This window comes from Laribacter hongkongensis DSM 14985 (assembly GCF_000423285.1).
Classification (GTDB): domain Bacteria; phylum Pseudomonadota; class Gammaproteobacteria; order Burkholderiales; family Aquaspirillaceae; genus Laribacter; species Laribacter hongkongensis.
The window spans coordinates 47,648-67,769 of the sequence record NZ_AUHR01000005.1; the positions used below are offsets into that span (position 1 = coordinate 47,648).

A 20,122-nucleotide genomic window follows, 5' to 3' on the forward strand; every position below is an offset into this window, starting at 1 on the left:
TCCGCACCCTATGAGCTATCAAGTCCTTGCCCGCAAATGGCGGCCGCGCCGCTTTGCCGACCTGGTCGGCCAGGAACACGTCGTGCGTGCGCTGTCGAATGCGCTTGCCGGCCAGCGCCTGCACCATGCCTATCTCCTGACCGGTACCCGCGGGGTGGGCAAGACCACCATCGCCCGCATTCTGGCCAAAAGCCTGAACTGCGAACGCGGCGTCGGTGCCGAGCCGTGTGGTGAATGCGCCGCCTGCCGGCAGATCGACGCCGGGCGCTTTGTCGACCTGCTGGAAATCGACGCTGCTTCCAATACCGGCATCGACAACATCCGCGAAGTCATCGAAAACGCCCAGTACGCGCCCACGGCCGGCCGCTACAAGGTCTACATCATCGACGAAGTGCACATGCTGTCGAAGTCGGCCTTCAATGCCATGCTGAAAACGCTGGAAGAGCCGCCGGCGCACGTCAAGTTCATCCTTGCCACCACCGATCCGCAGAAAGTGCCGGTCACCGTGCTGAGCCGCTGCCTGCAGTTCGCCCTGCGCAACATGACGCCGCAGCAGGTGTCCGGCCATCTGGCCCACGTGCTGGCGACCGAAGGCATCGAGTTCGAATCACCGGCGCTGTCGCTGCTGGCACGGGCGGCATCCGGGTCGATGCGTGACGCGCTGTCGCTGCTCGACCAGGCGATCGCCTACGGCGAAGGTGTGGTGCGCGAAGATGGCGTGCGCGCCATGCTCGGGGCCGTCGACCGGCGTTATCTCTTCACCTTGCTGGCCGCTCTTGCCGACGGTGACGGTGCTGCCGTGCTGGACGAGGCGCGCGAGCTGGCTGCCCGCGGCATCGGCTTTGATGCCGCACTGGAAGAGTTGGCACAGCTGTTCTACCAGATCGCCCTGATGCAGGCCGTGCCGCAGGCCATTGCCGACGACGAGCCGGAGCGCGAGGCACTGGCGGCGCTGGCAGGCAGCATGGCACCGGAAGACGTGCAGCTTTACTACCAGATGGCCGTGCAGGGCGGTCGTGACCTGCCACTGGCGCCGGACGAGCAGCTTGGCTTCAACATGGCCCTGCTGCGCATGCTGGCGTTTCACCCGCAAACCGGCAGCCCGGCACTGGCCGCACCAGCGGCCGCTGCGGGCGGTATTGCCAGTCCGCCGCAGGCACCGGCCGGCATGACTGCCGGTGCTCGCCCGGCCGCGCCGGCCGGCACGGCGACAGATGACGATGATGATCCGGCCTCCGGGCGTGGTGCGGCGCGGGCAGCCATTGCCAAAGCCCTGCGGCGCAGTCCGGCCGAACGGCCAGTGGTGGCCACCAGGCAAGCGGTGCCGGCTGACACTCCCGTCGAATCCGGCCTGCCGGCAACCACCGGCACAAGCCGGCCCGGTAACACAGGTCAACCGGCATCCGTACCGGCCGGGACGACTGCGCCGGCTCCTGTGCCCGCGTCTGCCAGCGGACTGGACAGTTCGCTGCCGTGGGACGACGAGGTGCACGACAGCCTGAGCGCTGCCCCGGTGGAGGCCATACCGGCCGCCGGCCTCGGCCAGGCATCGTTGCCGCATGAAGATGCGTACAACTGCCCGGAGCGTGAACCCGCCGCCAGCACCCCGGAGGTCCCGGCTGGCGCAAGTCCTGCCGGAGAAGCCGTCCGGCTGGTCTCCGGGCCTGCTGAAGCACTGCCGTGGGATGATGAAACCGCCCACGGCCTGAACGCCGACGAGCAGGCAGCGCACGACGACATGTTCAGCGCCCCGGCGGAACCGGCCTCCGTGCCGGTCCGTGGCGGGGAGCGATCCGGCACGAGGGCACCAGACGTGACACCACCCGCTGCCGTCCGTGCACCGGACGTCATGCCGGATGCCGTTGCTGTACCGGCTGAATCTGCCGAAGCCCTGGCCGCGTCCGGGCCGGTTGCTACCGGTACCGGTTTGACCGGTGACTGGATCGCGCTGGTGGACACGCTCAAGGATTCGCTGGGCGCCAAGGCGCGCCTTCTGGCCCAGAATGCCGAGCTGGTGGCGCGCGAGGGCGAGCTGGTGCGCCTGCGCCTGCCCGGTGCCCACCGTTTCGTGGCCGGTGCCGACTATCGTTCGGCCCTTGCCGATGCCCTGGCGACGCACTGGGGGCAGCCCGTGCGCATCGAGGTGGAAATCGGCGACGTGGTGGGCGAAACCCATCTGATGCAGCGTGCGCGCGTGCAGGGTGAAAAGCTCGAACTGGCACGCAGTGCAATCGAACAGGACCCCAGGGTGGCCGAACTCAAACGCGAGTTCGGTGCCGTGGTGGTACCCGAATCCATCCAACCGCTTGACGAGGAGTAACCGATGTTTGGCAAAAACGGCATTGCCGGCCTGATGAAGCAGGCGCAGCAAATGCAGGACAACATGAAAAAGGCGCAGGAAGAACTGGCGCAGATCGAAGTGGAAGGCCAGTCTGGTGCCGGCATGGTCAAGATCACCATGAGTTGCAACCACGACGTCAAGCGCGTCACCATCGACGATGGCGTGATGGACGACAAGGAAATGCTGGAAGACCTGATCGCTGCTGCCATCAACGATGCCAACCGCCGCATCGAAACCACCACGCAGGACAAGATGTCGGGTTTCACCTCCGGCCTGAACCTGCCGCCGGGCATGAAGCTGCCGTTCTGAGGCCGTTTCGTCCGGGCTGGTCCCGTTTCCCGTTTGACAGGGCGGCGCGGTGTGATCCGCGCCGTTTTTGCTGATGAAAACTCCCGCTTCCCTCGAGTCGCTGATCACGGCACTGCGCGTGCTGCCCGGCGTCGGCCCGAAAACGGCCCAGCGCATGGCCTATCACCTGATGCAGCGTGATCCGGGCGGTGCCGACCGGCTGGCCCGGGCCATCGACCATGCCCGTTCCCACCTCAAGCACTGCGCCCGCTGCAATACCTTCAGCGAAACCGAACTGTGCGCCCTGTGCGCCGACGACCAGCGCCGGCAGGACGTGCTGTGCGTGGTCGAAATGCCGGCCGATGCGCTGATGATCGAGCAGACGCACAGCTACGACGGGCTCTACTTCGTGCTGATGGGCAAGGTGTCGCCGCTTGACGGCCTGACCGCCCGCGACATCCCGCTGGAGCAGCTGGCACGCCGGGCGCTGGACGGCACGGTGAACGAAGTGATCCTGGCGACCAACTTCACTGCCGAAGGCGAGGCCACCGCACACGTGCTGGCAACGCTTTTCAAGGACCGCGGCCTGTCGGTCAGCCGCATTGCCCGCGGCCTGCCGGTCGGCGGCGAGCTTGAGCACGTCGATGCCGGCACGCTGGCGCAGGCCTTGTACGAGCGTCGCCGGCTGTCCACGGGTGACGCCTGAGCGCGGGTTTCATCCGGCCGGCATGACCGGCGCTGGCCTGCCGGCCGCAAACAGGGGATGATTTCGGCAATTGAATCATCACACTGGATAGCGGAGGGCATATGCGGGTCATTCTGGTCGCCAATTCCAAGGGCGGAAGCGGCAAGTCCACGGTCGCCACGCATCTGGCGGCGTATTACGCCGGGCAGGGCGAACGGGTGCTGCTGGCCGATGCCGACCGGCAACTGAGCGCACTGGCCTGGCTGTCGCGCCGCCCTGACTCGGTCAGCCGGATTACCGGCCGGGAATGGGCCATCGGAGATGAAGACCGGATTCCCAAGGGGGAAGGCGTCATGGTGCTCGACAGCCCGGCCAACCTGCACGGCAAGAAACTGACCGCCCTGCTGCGGCTGGCCGACCAGGTGGTGGTGCCGGTGCAGCCGTCGCCGTTCGACATGTGGGCCAGCCGCGAATTCTTTGCCGCCCTCGCCGAGGAAAAGAGCGTGCGCAAGGGCCGGGTCGACATTGCCGTGGTCGGCATGCGCATGAATCCGCGCACCCGCGCCGCGGCCGACCTGTGCGAATTCCTTGGCCAGTACGAACTGCCGGTCTTGGCGCACCTGCGTGATACCCAGGGCTATGTGCAGGCCGCTTCGCGCGGGCTGGCGCTCTTTGACCTGCCGGCTGCACGCACCCAGCGCGACCGGAGCGAGTGGCAGCCGCTCCTGCACTGGCTGGGCGCACCGGCTGCGGCGGCGGTCTGAGTCCGCAGCGATCAGGCGTGAGTTCGTTGCCGTTTTTCGCTACCATCGCGCCGTTCATTACAATCTGGTGATATTGTTATGTTATTGGCATGGCAGGCGGACCGGCGGCAAGGACTCCAGAGGATCATCCATGATGGGCTTTAACCTCATGATTGCCGGCTTTGTCGGCGGACTGGGCCTGTTCATGCTGGGCATGGGGCAGATGACCGACGGCCTGAAAGGACTGGCGGGCGGTGCGCTCAAGACCATTCTGGCCAGCTTTACCAGCAACCGTCCCAAGGCGCTGCTGGTCGGCGCCGGCCTGACCGCACTGGTGCAGTCGTCCAGTGCCATCACCGTTGCCGCTATCGGCTTCATCAATGCCGGCCTGCTGACCCTGCCGCAGGCCATCTGGGTGATTTTCGGCAGCAATATCGGCACCACCCTCACCGGCTGGCTGGTAGCGCTGATCGGGCTCAAGGTGAAGATCGAGCTGTTTGCCCTGCCGGCCATCGGCATCGGCATGGCTATGCACATGGCCGGCGGCAAGAGCCGCTGGGGTGCGGGCGGGCTGGCACTGGCCGGCTTCGGCGTGTTTTTCCTTGGCATCCACCTGTTGCAGAACGCCTTTACCGGCGTGTCGGCATATATTGATTTCAACCAGTTCGGCACCGGCACCGTGCTCGGTGACCTGGTTTACGTCGGGCTGGGCTTCCTGCTGACCTTGTGCGTGCAGTCGTCCAGTGCCGCCATGGCGCTGGCCCTGACCGCCGCAGCCAGCGGCACGATCGGGCTGGAGGCTGCCGCCTCCGTGGTGATCGGTGCCAACGTCGGTACCACCTCCACGGCCATTCTCGCCGTCATCAAGGCCACGCCCAACGCCCGGCGCGTGGCGGCCGCGCATGTATTCTTCAACGTGCTGACCGGGGTGGTGGCGCTCCTGATCCTGCCGACCGTGCTGGAGCTGGTCAAACGCGTCAGCGAAGCCCTGTCGCTCGATCCTTCGGTTGCCACCACGCTGGCGCTGTTCCACACCCTGTTCAACTGTCTGGGCGTGCTGCTGATGTGGCCGCTGGCCGGCGGCATGATCCGGGTCCTGCTCCGGCTGTTCAAAAGCCAGGACGAAGAGCTGGCCCGGCCGCAGCATCTGGACGACAGCCTGCTTGATGCGCCGGAGCTGGCGCTGGAAGCCGTGCGCAAGGAGCTGGTGCGCCAGGGCGACATGGCGCTGGAAATTGCCCGCCATCATGTCCTCGGTGCCCGGATTCCGCATCCGGTGGCAGCGCTGGAAGCAGCCGTGCCCCGGCTGGGAGCCGACATCCGCTCGTTTGCCTTCCGCCTGCACCGCATGGCCGAATCGGTGGACGACAATACCCTGCAACGCATCGTGCGCAGCTCGCACCATTACGAGCGCATGGCCATCCGGGCCGAAAGCCTGCCGCGCGCCATCCGTACCACCAGCTGTACCGAAGTCAACCAGGCGCTGGGCGTATTCCGTGGCCTGCTGGACCGGCTGTGTGCCGAGCTGGATACCAGCCAGCCGGACTTCGTGCTGGACACGACGGAAACCCTGTTCCAGTCACTGCGCGAGGAATACCGCATGCTGAAATTCCACCTCCTGGCGGCGGTATCGGCACAAAAGCTGCCGATCGAGATCATGGAGGCCCTGATGGCCCGCAGCGAGGGCAAGATGACCAGTCTGGAATCGGGCCTGAAGGCTGCCCGCAGGCTGTCGCAACTGCGGGGACTGCCGGCGTCTGTCCTGTAGGGCGAGCGATGCCGCGCCGGTCGTCTTGACACGCGAACCGCTCCGGGCCAGCCGCGCTTGCGTCCGGGAACGCGGGAGTGCAGCGAGGCCGACCCGTCCGGCGTGAGGGCTTGGCCCGGTTCAGGCTGGCCGGCGTGCTGCGGCCGTGTGCTGGAATGGCGGCATCGCCCGGTCAGCTGCTGCGTCCGGCCTTGCTGCCGGCAAGGCGCCGGTGGTCATGCGTGGCGGAAGTGCCGGTGGGCGGCTTGCCAGGCTTGTGCGGCAGCTGCGGCGGCCTGCTGCCGGGCAACGGCCAGTGCCTGGGCGAGCTGGCTGGCCGGATCGTGGCCGACATGCTGTGCCAGCAGGGCCAGGTCGCGCAGGTCGCCCAGTGTTTCCTGCAAGGCCTTGCACACGGGCAGGTGGGAAGCCAGCCGGTCGTCATCCAGCCAGTCGGCGTACAGCTCGGCCTGGTAGCGCAGGCGTTTGGCTGCCAGCCGGGCCTCGTGCTGTTTGCCGAGCCCGACCGAGCCCAGGTCGGCCTTGGCCAGCAGTGTGTACAGCCGGCGTTCGGTCCGCTGCACGCTGTGCCTGAGGATGCGCTCCAGCTTCTTGTCACCGGTTTTCTTCAGACGGCGTCCAATGCGGCCCGGCTGCCGCAGCTGGCAGCGTTGCAGGCAGGCGCCCAGCTCAGCCGGAACCGGCGGCACGAGCCCGAGCCGCTGGCGGCTGTAATTGAGCCTGTCGAGCCATTCTGCCCGCACTCCGGCGTCGCGCAGGGGGTTGGTCAGGGTCAGCACCCGTTTGATGCGGCGGTCAAAGCGGGCCAGCCGCCGCAGGCCGGGCTGGTCCTTGAGGGGGGCAATCAGGCTGTGCAGCCGCCGGATGGCGATGCGCAGGGCATGCAGGCTTTCGGCGTCACGCCTGACTCCCAGGGTGTCACGTGCTTCGTACAAGGTGTGCAACCGGGTACGGATCGAACGGTCCAGCCGGGCGTGCAGGGTACGGGGCATGGCTATCTCCTTGTCGGGGTGGCAGGGGGCGGCATGATGGCGACGTCGGCAGGGCCGGTTTCATCGGGCTCGTCCGGTTCCAGCACGCTGCCACAACGGCGGCAAAAGCGTGCGTCCGGCTCATGGCCTTCGGTATGGCAGTCCGGGCAGATGCGGCTGCCGTGGGTCCGGGCATCGGGAACCCGTGCGAATTCGGCAGCGAAGATGCCGGTGGGGACGGCGATGATGCCGTAGCCGATCACCATCAATACACTGGCAATGGCCTGCCCGAGCGGTGTCTTGGGTGTCATGTCGCCAAAACCGACCGTGGTGATGGTGACAACGGCCCAGTAAATGCTCTGCGGAATGCTGGTAAAGCCATGCACCGGTCCTTCGACGACATACATGATCGTACCCTGGATAATGACCAGCAATGTCACGCCCAGCAGAAAGACGGCAATCTTGTTCTTGCAGGCCACCAGTGCAGCCGTGAGCTGGCTTGAGGCCGTCAGGTAGTGGCCGAGCTTGAAGATCCGGAAAATCCGCAGTAGCCGCAATACCCGCACGTCCAGCAGGAAATGCACTTCCGGCACCAGGAGGGCGGCGTAGGTCGGCAGGATCGAGACCAGGTCAATGATGCCGTAGAAGCTGCGGGCATAGCGCCAGGGGCGGGGAGAACAGGCCAGCCGCAGGCCGTATTCCACCGTGAACAGCAGGGTGAAAAACCACTCGAGTATCTGGAAGTGCGATGCGAAACGCAGGTGGATGCTGACGACGCTGTCCAGCATGACGACGGCCAGGCTGGCGATGATGGCGACGATCAGGCAGGTATCGAACAGGCGGCCGGCCCGGGTGCCGGATTCAAAGATGATGTGATAGCACTGGCGTTGCCAGGGACGGCGGGCGGGAAATGGCGACATGGGCATCCGGATGAAACAGGTCGAACAAGTATTCTGCCTTGTCATATAACCGTCGTGTCATAACTTAGCGCAAACTGCTTGCACGTTCCGGGCAGGGCTCGGGCTAATATGAATTCATCGCAGTCAGAAGCGTCTGTTTTTACTTTCAGGAATAAAGACCATGGGTATTGCACAAAACGTGACAGAACTGATCGGCAACACACCGCTGGTGAAACTGAACCGGGTGACGGCAGGCATGCCGGCCACCGTGCTGGCCAAGCTCGAATTCTTCAATCCGGCCCACAGCGTCAAGGACCGGATCGCCGCCGCCATGCTGGATGCCGCCGAATCCGAGGGCCTGATCGGTCCGGACTCGATCATTCTGGAAGCCACCTCCGGCAATACCGGCATCGGGCTGGCCATGGTCTGCGCCGCCCGTGGTTACCGGCTGGTCATCACCATGCCGGAAACCATGAGCCGCGAGCGCCGCATCCTGTTGCGTGCCTACGGGGCCGAGCTGATCCTGACACCGGGTGCCGAGGGCATGGCCGGTGCCATCGCCAAGGCCGAAGCCCTGGCTGCCAGCGACAGCCGGTATTTCATTCCGCACCAGTTCGACAATCCGGCCAACCCGGCCATCCACCGCCAGACCACCGCCGAGGAAATCTGGCGTGACACCGCCGGTGAGGTGGACATCGTCGTGGCCGGCGTGGGCACCGGTGGCACCATCACCGGGATTGGTGAAGCACTGAAGGCCAGAAAGCCGTCCGTCAGGATCGTGGCGGTCGAACCGGATGCCAGCCCGGTGCTGTCCGGCGGGGCCAAAGGACCGCACCCGTTGCAGGGCATCGGTGCCGGTTTTGTGCCGAGCGTGCTGAATACCGGAATCTACGACGAGATTGTCCGCGTCAAGAGTGATGACGCGTTTGCCACGGCCCGTGACATGGCGCGCAAGGAAGGCCTGCTGGTGGGGATTTCATCCGGTGCTGCCACCTGGGCGGCCCTTGAGCTGGCCAGACGGCCGGAAAATGCCGGCAAGACCATCGTGGTGGTGATTCCGAGCTTTGGCGAGCGGTACCTGTCGACCCCGCTGTTTGCCGATCTGGGCGACTGATCCCGGCGGCCTTTGCACCCATTAAAACCGGCGGCGCATGTCGAATGCGCCGCCGGTTTTTTATCTGGCTTTCCCGTTGCTCCGGCTGTTGCCGGATGCGCCGGGAAAGTGCCCTGAATCCGCATGACCGTCAGGTCATTCGATGACTTCCCTGGCCTGCTGGTCTGCGTGGTAGCTGGAACGCACCATGGCACCGACGGCTGCATGCCTGAAGCCCATGTCGTAGGCTTTTTTCTCGAATGCCTTGAACTGGTCCGGCGTCACGTAGCGCAGCACCGGCAGGTGGCCGTTGGACGGTTGCAGGTACTGGCCGATGGTCAGCATGTCCACGTCGTGGGCACGCAGGTCAGCCAGTACTTCCAGCACTTCTTCGTCGGTTTCGCCAAGGCCGACCATGATGCCGGACTTGGTGGTGACATCCGGGTTGCGGGTCTTGTAGTCCTTGAGCAGTTGCAGGGAGTGGGCATAGTCGGCACCGGGGCGGGCCTGTTTGTAGAGGCGCGGAGCGGTTTCGAGGTTGTGGTTCATCACGTCCGGCGGCGTGGCCGAGAGGATGTCGAGTGCCAGTTCCAGCCGGCCGCGGAAGTCCGGTACCAGCACTTCGATGCGGGTGGCGGGCGAGCTGGCACGGATGGCCTGGATGCAGTCGGCAAAATGCTGGGCACCGCCGTCGCGCAGGTCGTCACGGTCGACCGAGGTGATCACCACGTACTTGAGCCGCATGGCGGCCACTGATTCGGCCAGGTGCTGCGGCTCGTTCGGGTCCAGCGGGTTGGGGCGGCCGTGGCCGACGTCGCAGAACGGGCAGCGGCGGGTGCAGATGTCGCCCATGATCATGAAGGTGGCCGTGCCGTGGCTGAAGCATTCGCCGATGTTCGGGCAGCTGGCTTCTTCGCAGACGGTGTGCAGCTTCTGGTTGCGCAGGATTTCCTTGATCTCGAAAAAGCGCTGGCCGGTGGGCAGCTTGGCCCGGATCCATTCCGGCTTGCGCAGTTTTTCTTCCAGCGGCACGACCTTGATGGGGATGCGTGCGGTCTTGGCTTCACCTTTGTGCTTGATGCCGGTCTGGTTGTCTTGCTTCATGCTTCGGTCTCGTGTTGCGGGCGGGCAAGCCGCGTTTCAAGGTGCGGGATCAGTCGTTCGGCCACCTGGGCCAGCGTGGCCTCGACACCGAGGTCGGTCATCCGGGTGACTTCCAGTCCAGCGTAGCCGCACGGGTTGATCCAGCCAAACGGGGCCAGGTCCATGCTGACGTTGAGGGACAGGCCGTGATAGGTGGCGTGGTTCTTGATGCGCAGACCCAGTGAGGCGATCTTGCGGGCGCCGACGTAGACGCCGGGAGCGTTGACATCGCCACGGGCTTCGATGCCGTAGTCTGCCAGCGTGTCGATGATGGCCTGCTCGATCCGGCGCACCATGTCGCGCACGCCATAGTCGCGGCGGCGCAGGTCCATCAGCAGGTAGACCACCAGCTGGCCCGGGCCGTGGTAGGTGATCTGGCCGCCGCGGTCGGTCTTGACCAGCGGGATGGCGGTCTGCTGCAACAGGTGCTCGGGCTTGCCGGCCAGACCCAGTGTATAGACCGGCGGATGCTCGACGATCCACAGTTCGTCGGGCGTTTCGCCGGTGCGCGTTTCGGTGAACGCCTGCATGGCGTGCCAGGTGGGTTCGTAGTCAACGAGCCCCAGGTGTCGGATATGCATGATGAGTAGTGTCCGGACATGCCCGAACGCGCTCCGCTGGAGCGCGCCGGCCAGATGGCCGCCTAGAGTACGACCTTGACCAGCGGATGACCAGTCAGGTCCTGGTAAATCCGGTCCAGTTGCGCCTTGGAGGCGGCGTTGACGGTCATGGTCAGCGACTGGTACTTGCCGCTGGAGCTTTCGCGCATGACCAGGTCCAGCTCGGCATCGAAGTCCGGAGCGTGGATCCGGACGATGTCGACCACGGTCGGCACGAAATCGTCGTGGCGGTCACCCATGACCTTGAGCGGAAAGCGGCATGGAAACTCGAGCAGCGTGTCTTCGGTATTGGCAGGCAGGTCAGCCATGATGACGGAGTCCTTTATGAGCAGTACGGGATGGCAGGGCCATCCCGTCAGGTCGGATCAACGGGCCGGCAGGGCGGTGTCAGGCAAACCAGAGCTTGATGGTGTCGATCAGGCGCGAGAAGAAGCCGCCTTCGTCAACCGTCTTGAGCGCGACGACCGGACGTTCGGTAATCACCTTGCCGTCCAGTGTCAGCGTCAGCTTGCCGACAGCCTGTCCCTGCTTCACCGGGGCGATCAGCGGCTGCGTGCTGGTCATGCTGACCTTGATGCGGCTGGCGGCACCCTTGGGCACAGTGACATAGACATCATCGGCAAAGCCGACGTTCACGTCGTTGGCGTCGCCCTTGTAGACGCGCAGCGTCGAAACACTCTGGTTGGCCTGGTAAAGTCGGGGCGTATCGAAAAACTGCAAGCCGTAGTTGAGGAGCTTGGAGCTTTCGACCGCACGCGCTTCCGGGCTGGTGGTGCCGACCACCACCGAAATCACCCGGCGGTCGTCGCGCTTGGCGCTCGACACTAGGTTGAAGCCGGCGCTGGCAGTGTGCCCGGTCTTGAGGCCGTCGACCGACGGGTCACGGTACAGCAGCAGGTTGCGGTTGGGCTGCTTGATCTTGTTGTAGGTGAATTCCTTCATCGAGTAGATGGGATAGAACTCGGGGTAATCGTGGATCAGTGCGCCCGACAGGATGCCGAGGTCGCGCACGGTCATGTACAGGTTCGGGTCCGGCAGGCCGGTCGAGTTGGTGAAGTTGGAACCGGTCATGCCCAGACGCTTGGCTTCCCGGTTCATCATCTGTGCGAACACTTCTTCGCTGCCGCCAATGGCTTCGGCCAGTGTCACGCAGGCATCGTTGCCCGACTGCACGATCATGCCGCGCATCAGGTCGTTGACCGATACCGGGGTGCGCAGGTCGAGGAACATGCGCGAACCTTCGGTGCGCCAGGCCTTTTCGGACGGTTGCAGCATCTGCTCGCCCTTGAGGCGGCCTTCCTTGATTGCCTTGAAGGTCAGGTAGGCCGTCATCAGCTTGGTCAGGCTGGCCGGTTCGATGCGGGTATTCGGATCGCGGGACGCGAGGGTCTGGCCGCTGTAGAAATCGTTGACGATATAGGCCTTGCCGGCAATGTCCGGTGCCGGCGGCACAAAGCCGGCCGTTCCCTCGGCGAGGGCCCAGCTCGACGTGAACAGCAGGGCGGTGGACAGGGAGGCTGCGATCAGTTTCTTCATGGATGAAATTCGGTGTTACGGGACAGGAAATGCGGGGGATTATACCCAGCGCGCCGTGAGGATGTTTGTTTGCGAAACCCGTGATGCGTAATGGTTTTTCGCACACGAATACAAAAGTTTCAGTTACCCTGCGTCATACCGAATTTGCATTATCAGATACTGAATCATGGCTACTGACTACCTGGAACGCATCCTGACGGCAAGCGTATACGATGTCGCCGTCGAAACCCCGCTGGACCCCATGCCCAACCTGACCGGGCGCCTGCAAAACACCGTGTTGCTCAAGCGTGAAGACCTGCAACCGGTGTTTTCGTTCAAGATCCGCGGGGCCTACAACAAGATGGCGCGCCTGTCGCCCGATGAGCTGCGCCAGGGCGTGATTACCGCCAGCGCCGGCAACCATGCACAAGGCGTGGCGTTGTCGGCCCAGCGGCTGGGTTGCGAAGCCACCATTGTCATGCCCTCGACCACGCCGGCCATCAAGATCAACGCCGTGGCCTCACGCGGTGCCCGGGTCGTGCTGCACGGCGACTCGTTCAGCGACGCCTATCTGCATGCGGTCAAACTGACCGAAACCACCGGTGCCACTTACATTCCGCCGTTTGACGATCCGGACGTGATCGCCGGCCAGGGCACCATCGGCATGGAAATCCTGCGCCAGCACACGCGGCCGATCCATGCCGTGTTCGTGGCCATCGGCGGCGGCGGGCTGGCCGCCGGGGTAGCTGCCTACATCAAGCGCCTCAAGCCGCAGGTCCGCGTGATCGGCGTGCAGACTGCCGACTCGGACGCCATGGCGCGTTCCATCGCTGCCGGCCAGCGGGTCGAACTCAAGGACGTCGGCCTGTTTTCCGACGGTACGGCGGTCAAGCTGGTCGGTGAAGAAACCTTCCGCCTGTGCCGCGAGCTGCTGGACGAAGTCATCTTGGTCGATACCGACGCCATCTGCGCCGCCATCAAGGACGTGTTCGAAGATACCCGCAGCATTCTCGAGCCGGCCGGTGCGCTGGCGCTGGCCGGTCTCAAGGCCTACGTCGAGCGCGAACAGCTTGGCGGCCAGACACTGGTGGCGGTTGCCAGCGGTGCCAACATGAATTTCGACCGCCTGCGCCATGTTTCCGAACGCTCGGAGCTGGGCGAGCGGCGCGAGGCGATCCTGGCCGTGACCATTCCGGAACAGCCGGGCAGCTTCAAGAAGTTCATTGCCCTGCTGGGCAACCGCAACATCACCGAGTTCAACTACCGTTACGGCGATGCGCGCGAAGCGCATGTCTTTGTCGGCATGCAGACCGAAAAGCGCGACGTGATGGCCGGCATCCTGCAAGAGCTGGCCGTCAGCGGCTTGCACGGCATCGACCTGACCGACAACGAGCTGGCCAAGCTGCACGTACGGCACCTGATGGGCGGCCATGCGCCGGCCCGCAACGAGCGGGTGCTGCGCTTCGAGTTTCCGGAGCGTCCCGGCGCACTGATGAAATTCCTCAGCACCCTGCATACCGACTGGAACATCAGCCTGTTCCACTACCGCAACCATGGTGCCGACTACGGCCGGGTGCTGGTCGGCCTTCAGGTGCCGGACAGCGATGCCGGCAAGTTCTACGAATCGCTGGACCAGCTGGGTTATCCGTACCTCGACGAAACCGACAACCCGGCCTACCGGTTGTTTCTGGGGGCCCTGCCAAACGCCTGAGTGCGTTCCGGCAGATTCACCGGCCCGGAAAGCCGGCACACGCTGCATGACCTTAGTCATGCAGCTTTTTTTCGTCTGCCGGACGGAGAAAACAATGGCCGGAAAACAGTCATCAGTGGCCGCATCCGACTTGATAATGGAATTTTCAAAAATTTTTTAGCAATCGATTCATTTTGTTCAAAACATGGCTTGACCCCGTATTTGAACTTGATAAATATCAAATTTGCACTAGTGGGTGAAGCGAAGATGGCCTCGTCTTTCACACTAGGAGCAGCCAATCATGGCCATGCTGCAAACCGTCCCCATGGAGGATCGCCGCTGCGGGATCCCTGGCTGGTGGATTACCGTTTTCCTGTTCTGGCTCGGCTGGGTGTTCATGTACGCCGACCGTACCATCCTCAACCCGATCATGAAGGACATCCAGCTTGAATACGGTCTGAGCGCAACCCAGCTGGGCCTGCTCAACTCGGTGTTCTTCCTGTCGTATGCCTTCCTGCAGGTGCCCGCCGGCGTGCTGGGCGACAAGATCGGCAAGAAAAAAGTGCTGGTGCCGGGCTTCATCTTCTTCGGCGTGTTCACCGCCGTGTCCGGCATGATGAAGTCGTTCACCGCCCTGCTGTTTGCCCGAGTGATGACCGGTGCCGGCCAGGCAACCTACTACGGCCCGCAATACGGCCTGTCGTCCGAGCAGATTCCGCCGGAACGCCGTACCTTCGGCAGCGCCATCATCAACTGCGGCATGGCCTTCGGTCTGGCCCTGGGCATGATGGTGTCGAGCTATCTGGTGTATGACCAGGGTTACAACTGGCGCGTGCCGTTCTTCGTGATGTCGGTGCCGACCGTGGTGATCGCCCTGCTGATCTGGTTCCTTGTCAAGGAAAAGAAATCCGAGCCGGTGGCCCAGCAGGCAGCTGACACCAAGAAGGGTTCCTTCATGGACCTTCTGAAGAACCGCAACCTGATGGTGACCTACCTGATGGTGTTCTGCTCGCTGTTCGGCTTCTTCCTGATGGTGACCTGGCTGCCGTACTACCTGCAGAACGAGCGCGGCATCGACGGTAGCCAGATCGGCAACATCTCCTCGCTGATCGCATGGGTATCGATCCCGGGCGGCCTGCTGTTCGCTTCGATCTCCGACAAGCTGGGTCGTCGCAAGCCGCTGATCATGTTCATGGTTCCGGTTGCCATCATCAGCCTGATCAGCATCGTGCAGATGCAGGACGTCAACATGATGATCGTGGCCCTGTGCGTGTACGGCCTCTTCGGCAAGCTCGCCATGGACCCGGTGCTGGTTGCCACCATCGCCGACAACGCTCCGAAAGAGTCCTACAGCTCGGCCTTCGGCATGTTCAACTTCGTCGGCATGTCCTCGTCGATCCTGGCCCCGACCATCGCCGGTGCCATCACCGACGTGACCGGTAGCCTGGCCGCTGGCTTCTACCTTTCTGCTGGCCTTCTGGTGATGGGTCTGGTGGGCATCATGTTCCTGAAGGAACACAAGCCGGCCAAGACTGCCACCGCCTGACTGGAGCGAACCATGTTGTACAGCTTTCTCCTCAAAGGCAGTTTCCAGGACTCGGTGAGCCTGATGCTGCTGTCGCGCAGCCTGAGTGATTACGACGACGTCAACAAGGTCTCGGTCATGATGGGCACGCCGGCCAACAAGGACGTGTTCCGCGAAACCGGCATGTGGCATGACGACCTGGCCGATGCCACGCCGAACGACATCTGCGTGGTGATCGACAGCAACGCTGACGAAGCAATCGTGGCGAGCGTGCGCGAACGTCTGGAAGCAGGCCTGACGGCCTTGAGCCAGAGCCGCAAGAGCGGTGGCCTGAGCTTCCCGACCGTGCGCAGCTGGCGCCGTGCCTGCCAGATGCTGCCGGAAGCCAACCTGACCCTGATCTCGATCGCCGGCGCCTACGCCTTCGAACCGGCCATGGCCGCGCTCAAGGCCGGCCAGCACGTGATGCTGTTCTCGGACAACGTCAGCCTCGAGCAGGAACTGGCGCTCAAGCAGTACGGCCGTGACCAGCGCCTGCTGGTGATGGGTCCGGACTGCGGCACCACCATCGTCAGCGGTGCTCCGCTGGCCTTCTCCAACGTGGTCGCCAAAGGCCCGGTGGGCGTGGTGGGTGCTTCGGGCACCGGCATCCAGGAAATCACCACCCAGCTGGCCCGTCTGGGTTCCGGCATCACCCACGCCATCGGCCTGGGCGGCCGCGACCTGTCGGAAACCATCGGTGGCCTGTCGGCCCTGACCGCACTGGAAATGATGGCTGCCGACCCGGCCTGCAAGATCGTGGCCTTTGTGTCCAAGCCGCCGGCTGCCAGTGTCAAGGCCCGCATCATCGAGGCCATGCAGGCACTGGGCAAACCGGTGGTGGCGCTGTTCCTCGGCGAAGTGCCGGCCCGTCGCCGCGTTGGCAACGTGCATCTGGCCTACACGCTGGACGAAGCCGCCCGCATGGCTGCCGAACTGGCGAACATCGAGCTGCAAATGGCTGATCTGCCGTCCGTGGCCGGCAAGAAGCTCTCCGGCCTGTATTCGGGCGGCACGCTGGCTGCCGAAGCCGCCATGCTGTTTGCCGAAGCCATGGGTGCGGAAACCGATCATGAACACGCGGAAGGCTACATGTTCCGCCATGACGGCCACACCATCATCGACCTGGGCGACGACGTGTACACCCGCGGTCGTCCGCACCCGATGATCGATCCGACCCTGCGCATGCAGATGATCAAGGACACCGGCGACGACGAAAACTGCGGCGTGCTGCTGCTGGATGTGGTGCTGGGCTTTGGTGCCCATGCCGATCCGGCCGGCGAAATCGCCCGGGCCGTGGCCGAGGCGCAAGCCCGCCGCGCCGGCAAGAGCCCGCTGGTGGTGATCGCCACCGTGACCGGTACCCGCGAAGACCCGCAGGACCTGGAAGCCCAGATGGAAGTGCTGGAAGACGCCGGCGTGGTGCTGGCCGACAACGTGCAAAGCGCCATCCTGCTGGCTCACCGCCTGCTCGAAACCGGTACGGCCAGCGAAGGCAGCGTGCCGGCCCTGTTCGACAGCCCGGCCCGCGTGATCAACATCGGCCTCAGGGGTTTTGCCGAAGACCTGCACAAGAACGGCACCGCCGTGGTGCAGCTGCAATGGGCGCCGACTGCCGGTGGCAACGAGCGTTTGCAGCGCCTTTTGGCACAAATGGTTTAAAGATCCGGAAAGACACAGACATGTACAGCGATATCAATCAGGCCAACGCCGCCGTTATCGAAAAGATCAAAGCCGCCCGCCCGCGCTGGGTGGACGTGAAAACCGCCGCCGACTGCATCCCGGCCCTGCGTGAAGGCAAGACCCTCCTGCACGCCGGCCCGCCGATCGAGTGGGCCGACATGACCGGTCCGATGCAGGGTGCGGTACTGGGTGCCTGCCTGTTCGAAGGCTGGGCCAAGGATGCCGAAGAAGCCCGCGCACTGGCCGAGAGCGGTGCCATCCGCTTCTCGCCGTGCCACCACAACTCCGCAGTCGGCCCGATGGGCGGCATCACCTCCGCCAGCATGCCGGTGCTGGTGGTGAAAAACGAAACCGACGGCAACGTGGCCTACTGCAACCTGAACGAAGGCATCGGCAAGGTCATGCGCTTTGGCGCTTTCGAAGGCGAAGTGCAGACCCGTCTGGTGTGGATGCGCGACGTCCTCGGCCCGGTTCTGGCCAAGGCACTGGCCGGCATCGACAACGGGATCGACCTGACCGCCCTGATGGCGCAGGCCATCACCATGGGTGACGAGTTCCACCAGCGCAACATCGCTGCTTCGGCCCTGCTGCTGAAGGCCTTGGCTCCGGCCATCATGACCACCGATGCCGGCGAAACCGCCAAGCAGGAAGTGGTGTCCTTCCTCGGCCGCACCGACCAGTTCTACCTGAACGTGGCCATGGCCTACTGCAAGTGCGTGATGGATGCCGCCGCCACCATCAAGGCCGGTTCGATCGTGACCGCATTGACCCGCAACGGCCGCATGTTCGGCATTCGCGTGTCGGGTCTGGGCGACCGCTGGTTCACCGCACCGGTCAACACCCCGGTCGGCTTGTTCTTCACCGGCTACACCCAGGCAGATGCCAACCCGGACATCGGCGACAGCGCCATTACCGAATGCCTCGGCATCGGTGGTGCCGCCATGATTGCCGCCCCGGGCGTGACCCGCTTCGTGGGTGCCGGCGGCTTTGCCGACGCGCTGGCTGTCAGCGAGGAAATGTGCGAGATCTATCTCGACCATAACCAGGCACTGCAGATCCCGACCTGGGATTTCCAGGGTGCTCCGGTGGGTCTGGACATCCGTCGCGTGGTCGAAACCGGCATCACGCCGCTGATCAACACCGGCATTGCCCACAAGGACCCGGGCATCGGTCAGGTGGGCGCCGGCACCGTGCGTGCTCCGCTGGGCTGCTTTGAACAGGCTCTGGAAGCGCTGGCTTCCGAACTCGGCATCAAGGCCGAGTAATCCCCTCCAGGCCGGGGCCGGCGACGGCCGGTCCCGGTAGTGAGGCATCGGTATGATTGAACTCTCCGTAATCGCAACAAACCGGCACTGCGTACTTCCCGCAGTGCCGGGCCGGTGCCTGAGCGTGTACCGGCATGCCATCAACCTGCTCTGGCCATCCGGCGATCTGCTGACCCTGCACCGGCGCGGCAGCGGGATGTCCCCCATGGGGATGGTATTGCGACAGGACGATTTCGACTGGCTCGCCGGGTGTATTGCGCCCGGCGAACCTGTGTGTGCTGTTTCTGCCTGCATCCTGCAGCTTGGCGGATGCAGGCTGGCGCTGGACCGCGGACGCTGCCTGTCCATGGAACTTCCGCATCACGATGTTGCCGGCACCCGGGCGTGCGGCCTGTCTGCCTGGTTGCAGGCACAGCTGCAACCGGCAGGGCTGGGGCTGCCGGCCGCGACACTGCTGGCCGGAGCGCCGGGCTTGCTGGGGCAGCACGTGCAGGGACTTGCGCTGGCTCTAAGGTCTGACCGTTGTCCCCCTGTAGAATCCGTGCGCTTCCTGCTGGGGCGTGGCGAAGGTGTCACGCCCGCGGGTGACGACATGCTGGTCGGCATGCTGGCAGTCCTGGCCCTGAACGGCCGTTCGCCGGCACCGCTGGCGCAGGTGCTGTCGCCCTTGCTGGACGGACCGTTGCTGACCACGCCGGTCAGCCGGGCCTATCTGCTGCATGCACTGGCCGGGCGTTTTTCGTCGTCCCTGCTGCGGCTGTTGCGGCGCATGGCCGGCGGTCGGGCCGGAGTGAACGATTTCACGCACTTTTCCCGTCATGGTCATACCTCTGGTATGGATACCCTGTGCGGCATGGCTTTGCTGGAAAGGATGGGATAAATGACGACGGATCGTGCGCGGCGGCTGGACCCGGAGGCCCTGAAAACCTTCATGGAAGTGGCGCGTCAGGGGAGCTTTTCGGCAGCGGCCGAACGGCTCAACAAGACGCCGGCGGCGATCAGCTACCGCATCCGTGCCCTTGAAGACAACATGGGTACGCCACTGTTCGAGCGCACGACCCGTTCCGTCACGCTGACTCCGGCAGGTGAACTGCTCTTGGAGCGGGGGACGCAGATTTTCGAGTGGATGCAGCATCTGCCCGAAGAGTTGCAGCAGGTGAATGACGGCGTGGAGCCGCGCTTTCACCTGGTAATCAACAACCTCCTGTTCAACGCCGAGGCAGTCGGACGCCTGTTGGCCACGTTGTCGCGCAGCTTTTCGCATACCGCGTTCCGGGTGCGGCGTGCCGTCTACATGGGCGTGTGGGACGAGATGGTGTATGGCAGCGGCCATTTCGCCATCGGCATTCCGGGCTGGCATCCGATTTCGGATGCTTTTGAAACCCTGCCGCTCGGACAGATCGAATGGGTGCTGGTCATGAGTCCGGCCCATCCGCTGGCCGGCATCCAGCAGCCGTTGACCAATGATCTCTTGCGCCAGTATCCGGCAGTGAATGTGGAGGATACGTCAGAGCGCTTGTCCAAGCGCACGGCCTGGCTGCTGCCGGGCCAGCACGAAGTACTGGTGCCCAGCCTGCGCGCCAAGATTGCCGCCCATGTCCACGGACTGGGCGTGGGCTTTTTGCCGCGCAGCATCGCCGAACAATATGTCAGGACGCGCCAGCTGGTGATCAAGCAGGTGCGGCATGGCCGTACGCCCTCGCCGATGGCGCTGGCGTGGCGGCGGGAAGACAGCGGCCGTATCGGCGCTTACCTGCAAGCCCTGTTTGCAGCCGAAGATCCGCTGGTCAGTCCCTTTTTGAACAAAATCCAGCGGGGTCCGGGCCTGTCCTGAACTCCGCCATGCTTTGCAGG

The 20,122-nt window shown here is 64.3% G+C and carries 18 protein-coding genes; 12 read left to right on the forward strand and 6 right to left on the reverse strand.

Translation table 11 applies throughout. The annotated features are described in order from the left end of the window. Nucleotides 1-10 precede the first annotated feature (10 nt). From dnaX to G542_RS16105, 5 genes are all read left to right on the forward strand, one after another. Nucleotides 11-2,320, forward strand: a complete 2,310-nt coding sequence (gene dnaX / locus G542_RS0106045) for a DNA polymerase III subunit gamma/tau (RefSeq protein ID WP_027823657.1) — start codon at nucleotides 11-13, stop codon at nucleotides 2,318-2,320. Between the two features lie 3 nt (nucleotides 2,321-2,323). Continuing rightward, a complete protein-coding gene (locus tag G542_RS0106050) occupies nucleotides 2,324-2,650 on the forward strand; it encodes a YbaB/EbfC family nucleoid-associated protein (RefSeq protein ID WP_012696447.1) in 327 nt (108 codons plus the stop codon). Nucleotides 2,651-2,723: 73 nt separating this feature from the next. Further along, nucleotides 2,724-3,335, forward strand: a complete 612-nt coding sequence (gene recR / locus G542_RS0106055) for a recombination mediator RecR (RefSeq protein ID WP_027823658.1) — start codon at nucleotides 2,724-2,726, stop codon at nucleotides 3,333-3,335. Between the two features lie 101 nt (nucleotides 3,336-3,436). Next, nucleotides 3,437-4,078 (forward strand): nucleotide-binding protein, encoded by a 642-nt coding sequence (locus tag G542_RS0106060; protein WP_012696449.1) that lies wholly within the window; start codon nucleotides 3,437-3,439, stop codon nucleotides 4,076-4,078. Between the two features lie 130 nt (nucleotides 4,079-4,208). Continuing rightward, nucleotides 4,209-5,825, forward strand: a complete 1,617-nt coding sequence (locus tag G542_RS16105; protein ID WP_081666761.1) for a Na/Pi cotransporter family protein — start codon at nucleotides 4,209-4,211, stop codon at nucleotides 5,823-5,825. 215 nt (nucleotides 5,826-6,040) lie between these two features. On the opposite strand, the gene G542_RS0106070 is transcribed toward G542_RS16105, so the two are convergent. Continuing rightward, entirely contained in the window at nucleotides 6,041-6,817 is a 777-nt protein-coding gene (locus G542_RS0106070; protein ID WP_027823659.1) for a CHAD domain-containing protein, read from the reverse strand. A gap of 2 nt (nucleotides 6,818-6,819) precedes the next feature. Beyond that, nucleotides 6,820-7,716 (reverse strand): ion transporter, encoded by an 897-nt coding sequence (locus G542_RS0106075; RefSeq protein WP_051189940.1) that lies wholly within the window; start codon nucleotides 7,714-7,716, stop codon nucleotides 6,820-6,822. Between the two features lie 160 nt (nucleotides 7,717-7,876). Between G542_RS0106075 and cysK the strand changes: the two genes are divergently transcribed. Further along, nucleotides 7,877-8,809 carry a cysteine synthase A gene (gene cysK / locus G542_RS0106080; protein ID WP_012696454.1) on the forward strand — a complete coding sequence of 311 codons (933 nt, stop codon included), beginning with the start codon at nucleotides 7,877-7,879 and terminating at the stop codon, nucleotides 8,807-8,809. Between the two features lie 135 nt (nucleotides 8,810-8,944). Here the strand turns inward: cysK and lipA are convergent, their stop codons facing one another. The 4 genes from lipA to G542_RS0106100 form a co-directional block, all read right to left on the reverse strand. Beyond that, the gene (gene lipA / locus G542_RS0106085; protein WP_012696455.1) at nucleotides 8,945-9,892 is read right to left on the reverse strand and encodes a lipoyl synthase; all 948 of its coding nucleotides are present in this window, start codon (nucleotides 9,890-9,892) and stop codon (nucleotides 8,945-8,947) included. Then, on the reverse strand, nucleotides 9,889-10,512 hold the full coding sequence (gene lipB, locus G542_RS0106090) for a lipoyl(octanoyl) transferase LipB (protein ID WP_012696456.1): 624 nt from the start codon (nucleotides 10,510-10,512) through the stop codon (nucleotides 9,889-9,891). Before lipB ends, lipA begins: the two co-directional genes overlap by 4 nt. A gap of 62 nt (nucleotides 10,513-10,574) precedes the next feature. Beyond that, entirely contained in the window at nucleotides 10,575-10,859 is a 285-nt protein-coding gene (locus G542_RS0106095; RefSeq protein WP_012696457.1) for an HP0495 family protein, read from the reverse strand. A gap of 79 nt (nucleotides 10,860-10,938) precedes the next feature. Beyond that, nucleotides 10,939-12,087, reverse strand: a complete 1,149-nt coding sequence (locus G542_RS0106100; protein ID WP_012696458.1) for a D-alanyl-D-alanine carboxypeptidase family protein — start codon at nucleotides 12,085-12,087, stop codon at nucleotides 10,939-10,941. A 166-nt stretch (nucleotides 12,088-12,253) separates the two neighbouring features. Between G542_RS0106100 and ilvA the strand changes: the two genes are divergently transcribed. The 6 genes from ilvA (at nucleotide 12,254) to allS (ending at nucleotide 20,102) form a co-directional block, all read left to right on the forward strand. After that, complete coding sequence (gene ilvA / locus G542_RS0106105; protein WP_012696459.1) at nucleotides 12,254-13,777, forward strand: threonine ammonia-lyase, biosynthetic; 1,524 nt, start codon at nucleotides 12,254-12,256, stop codon at nucleotides 13,775-13,777. A 280-nt stretch (nucleotides 13,778-14,057) separates the two neighbouring features. Next, a complete protein-coding gene (locus G542_RS0106110) occupies nucleotides 14,058-15,302 on the forward strand; it encodes an MFS transporter (RefSeq protein ID WP_012696461.1) in 1,245 nt (414 codons plus the stop codon). 12 nt (nucleotides 15,303-15,314) lie between these two features. Continuing rightward, nucleotides 15,315-16,982: an acyl-CoA synthetase FdrA gene (locus G542_RS0106115; protein WP_012696462.1), complete on the forward strand. Its 1,668-nt coding sequence runs from the start codon at nucleotides 15,315-15,317 to the stop codon at nucleotides 16,980-16,982. Nucleotides 16,983-17,002: 20 nt separating this feature from the next. Continuing rightward, nucleotides 17,003-18,268, forward strand: a complete 1,266-nt coding sequence (locus tag G542_RS0106120; RefSeq protein ID WP_027823661.1) for a YlbE family protein — start codon at nucleotides 17,003-17,005, stop codon at nucleotides 18,266-18,268. Nucleotides 18,269-18,320: 52 nt separating this feature from the next. Next, the gene (locus G542_RS17420; RefSeq protein ID WP_162142338.1) at nucleotides 18,321-19,148 is read left to right on the forward strand and encodes an oxamate carbamoyltransferase subunit AllH family protein; all 828 of its coding nucleotides are present in this window, start codon (nucleotides 18,321-18,323) and stop codon (nucleotides 19,146-19,148) included. Next, entirely contained in the window at nucleotides 19,149-20,102 is a 954-nt protein-coding gene (gene allS, locus G542_RS0106130) for an HTH-type transcriptional activator AllS (RefSeq protein WP_012696465.1), read from the forward strand. Nucleotides 20,103-20,122 lie beyond the last annotated feature (20 nt).

Coding starts and splice junctions, on each gene's coding strand:
- G542_RS0106115 (WP_012696462.1), top strand. CDS start 15,315: ATGTTGTACAGCTTTCTCCTCAAAGGCAGTTTCCAGGACTCGGTGAGC.
- lipA (WP_012696455.1), bottom strand. CDS start 9,892: ATGAAGCAAGACAACCAGACCGGCATCAAGCACAAAGGTGAAGCCAAG.
- G542_RS0106100 (WP_012696458.1), bottom strand. CDS start 12,087: ATGAAGAAACTGATCGCAGCCTCCCTGTCCACCGCCCTGCTGTTCACG.
- G542_RS0106120 (WP_027823661.1), top strand. CDS start 17,003: ATGTACAGCGATATCAATCAGGCCAACGCCGCCGTTATCGAAAAGATC.
- G542_RS0106050 (WP_012696447.1), top strand. CDS start 2,324: ATGTTTGGCAAAAACGGCATTGCCGGCCTGATGAAGCAGGCGCAGCAA.
- G542_RS0106095 (WP_012696457.1), bottom strand. CDS start 10,859: ATGGCTGACCTGCCTGCCAATACCGAAGACACGCTGCTCGAGTTTCCA.
- G542_RS0106060 (WP_012696449.1), top strand. CDS start 3,437: ATGCGGGTCATTCTGGTCGCCAATTCCAAGGGCGGAAGCGGCAAGTCC.
- recR (WP_027823658.1), top strand. CDS start 2,724: ATGAAAACTCCCGCTTCCCTCGAGTCGCTGATCACGGCACTGCGCGTG.
- G542_RS0106070 (WP_027823659.1), bottom strand. CDS start 6,817: ATGCCCCGTACCCTGCACGCCCGGCTGGACCGTTCGATCCGTACCCGG.
- G542_RS16105 (WP_081666761.1), top strand. CDS start 4,209: ATGATGGGCTTTAACCTCATGATTGCCGGCTTTGTCGGCGGACTGGGC.
- lipB (WP_012696456.1), bottom strand. CDS start 10,512: ATGCATATCCGACACCTGGGGCTCGTTGACTACGAACCCACCTGGCAC.
- G542_RS0106075 (WP_051189940.1), bottom strand. CDS start 7,716: ATGTCGCCATTTCCCGCCCGCCGTCCCTGGCAACGCCAGTGCTATCAC.
- G542_RS0106110 (WP_012696461.1), top strand. CDS start 14,058: ATGGCCATGCTGCAAACCGTCCCCATGGAGGATCGCCGCTGCGGGATC.
- dnaX (WP_027823657.1), top strand. CDS start 11: ATGAGCTATCAAGTCCTTGCCCGCAAATGGCGGCCGCGCCGCTTTGCC.
- G542_RS17420 (WP_162142338.1), top strand. CDS start 18,321: ATGATTGAACTCTCCGTAATCGCAACAAACCGGCACTGCGTACTTCCC.
- allS (WP_012696465.1), top strand. CDS start 19,149: ATGACGACGGATCGTGCGCGGCGGCTGGACCCGGAGGCCCTGAAAACC.
- ilvA (WP_012696459.1), top strand. CDS start 12,254: ATGGCTACTGACTACCTGGAACGCATCCTGACGGCAAGCGTATACGAT.
- cysK (WP_012696454.1), top strand. CDS start 7,877: ATGGGTATTGCACAAAACGTGACAGAACTGATCGGCAACACACCGCTG.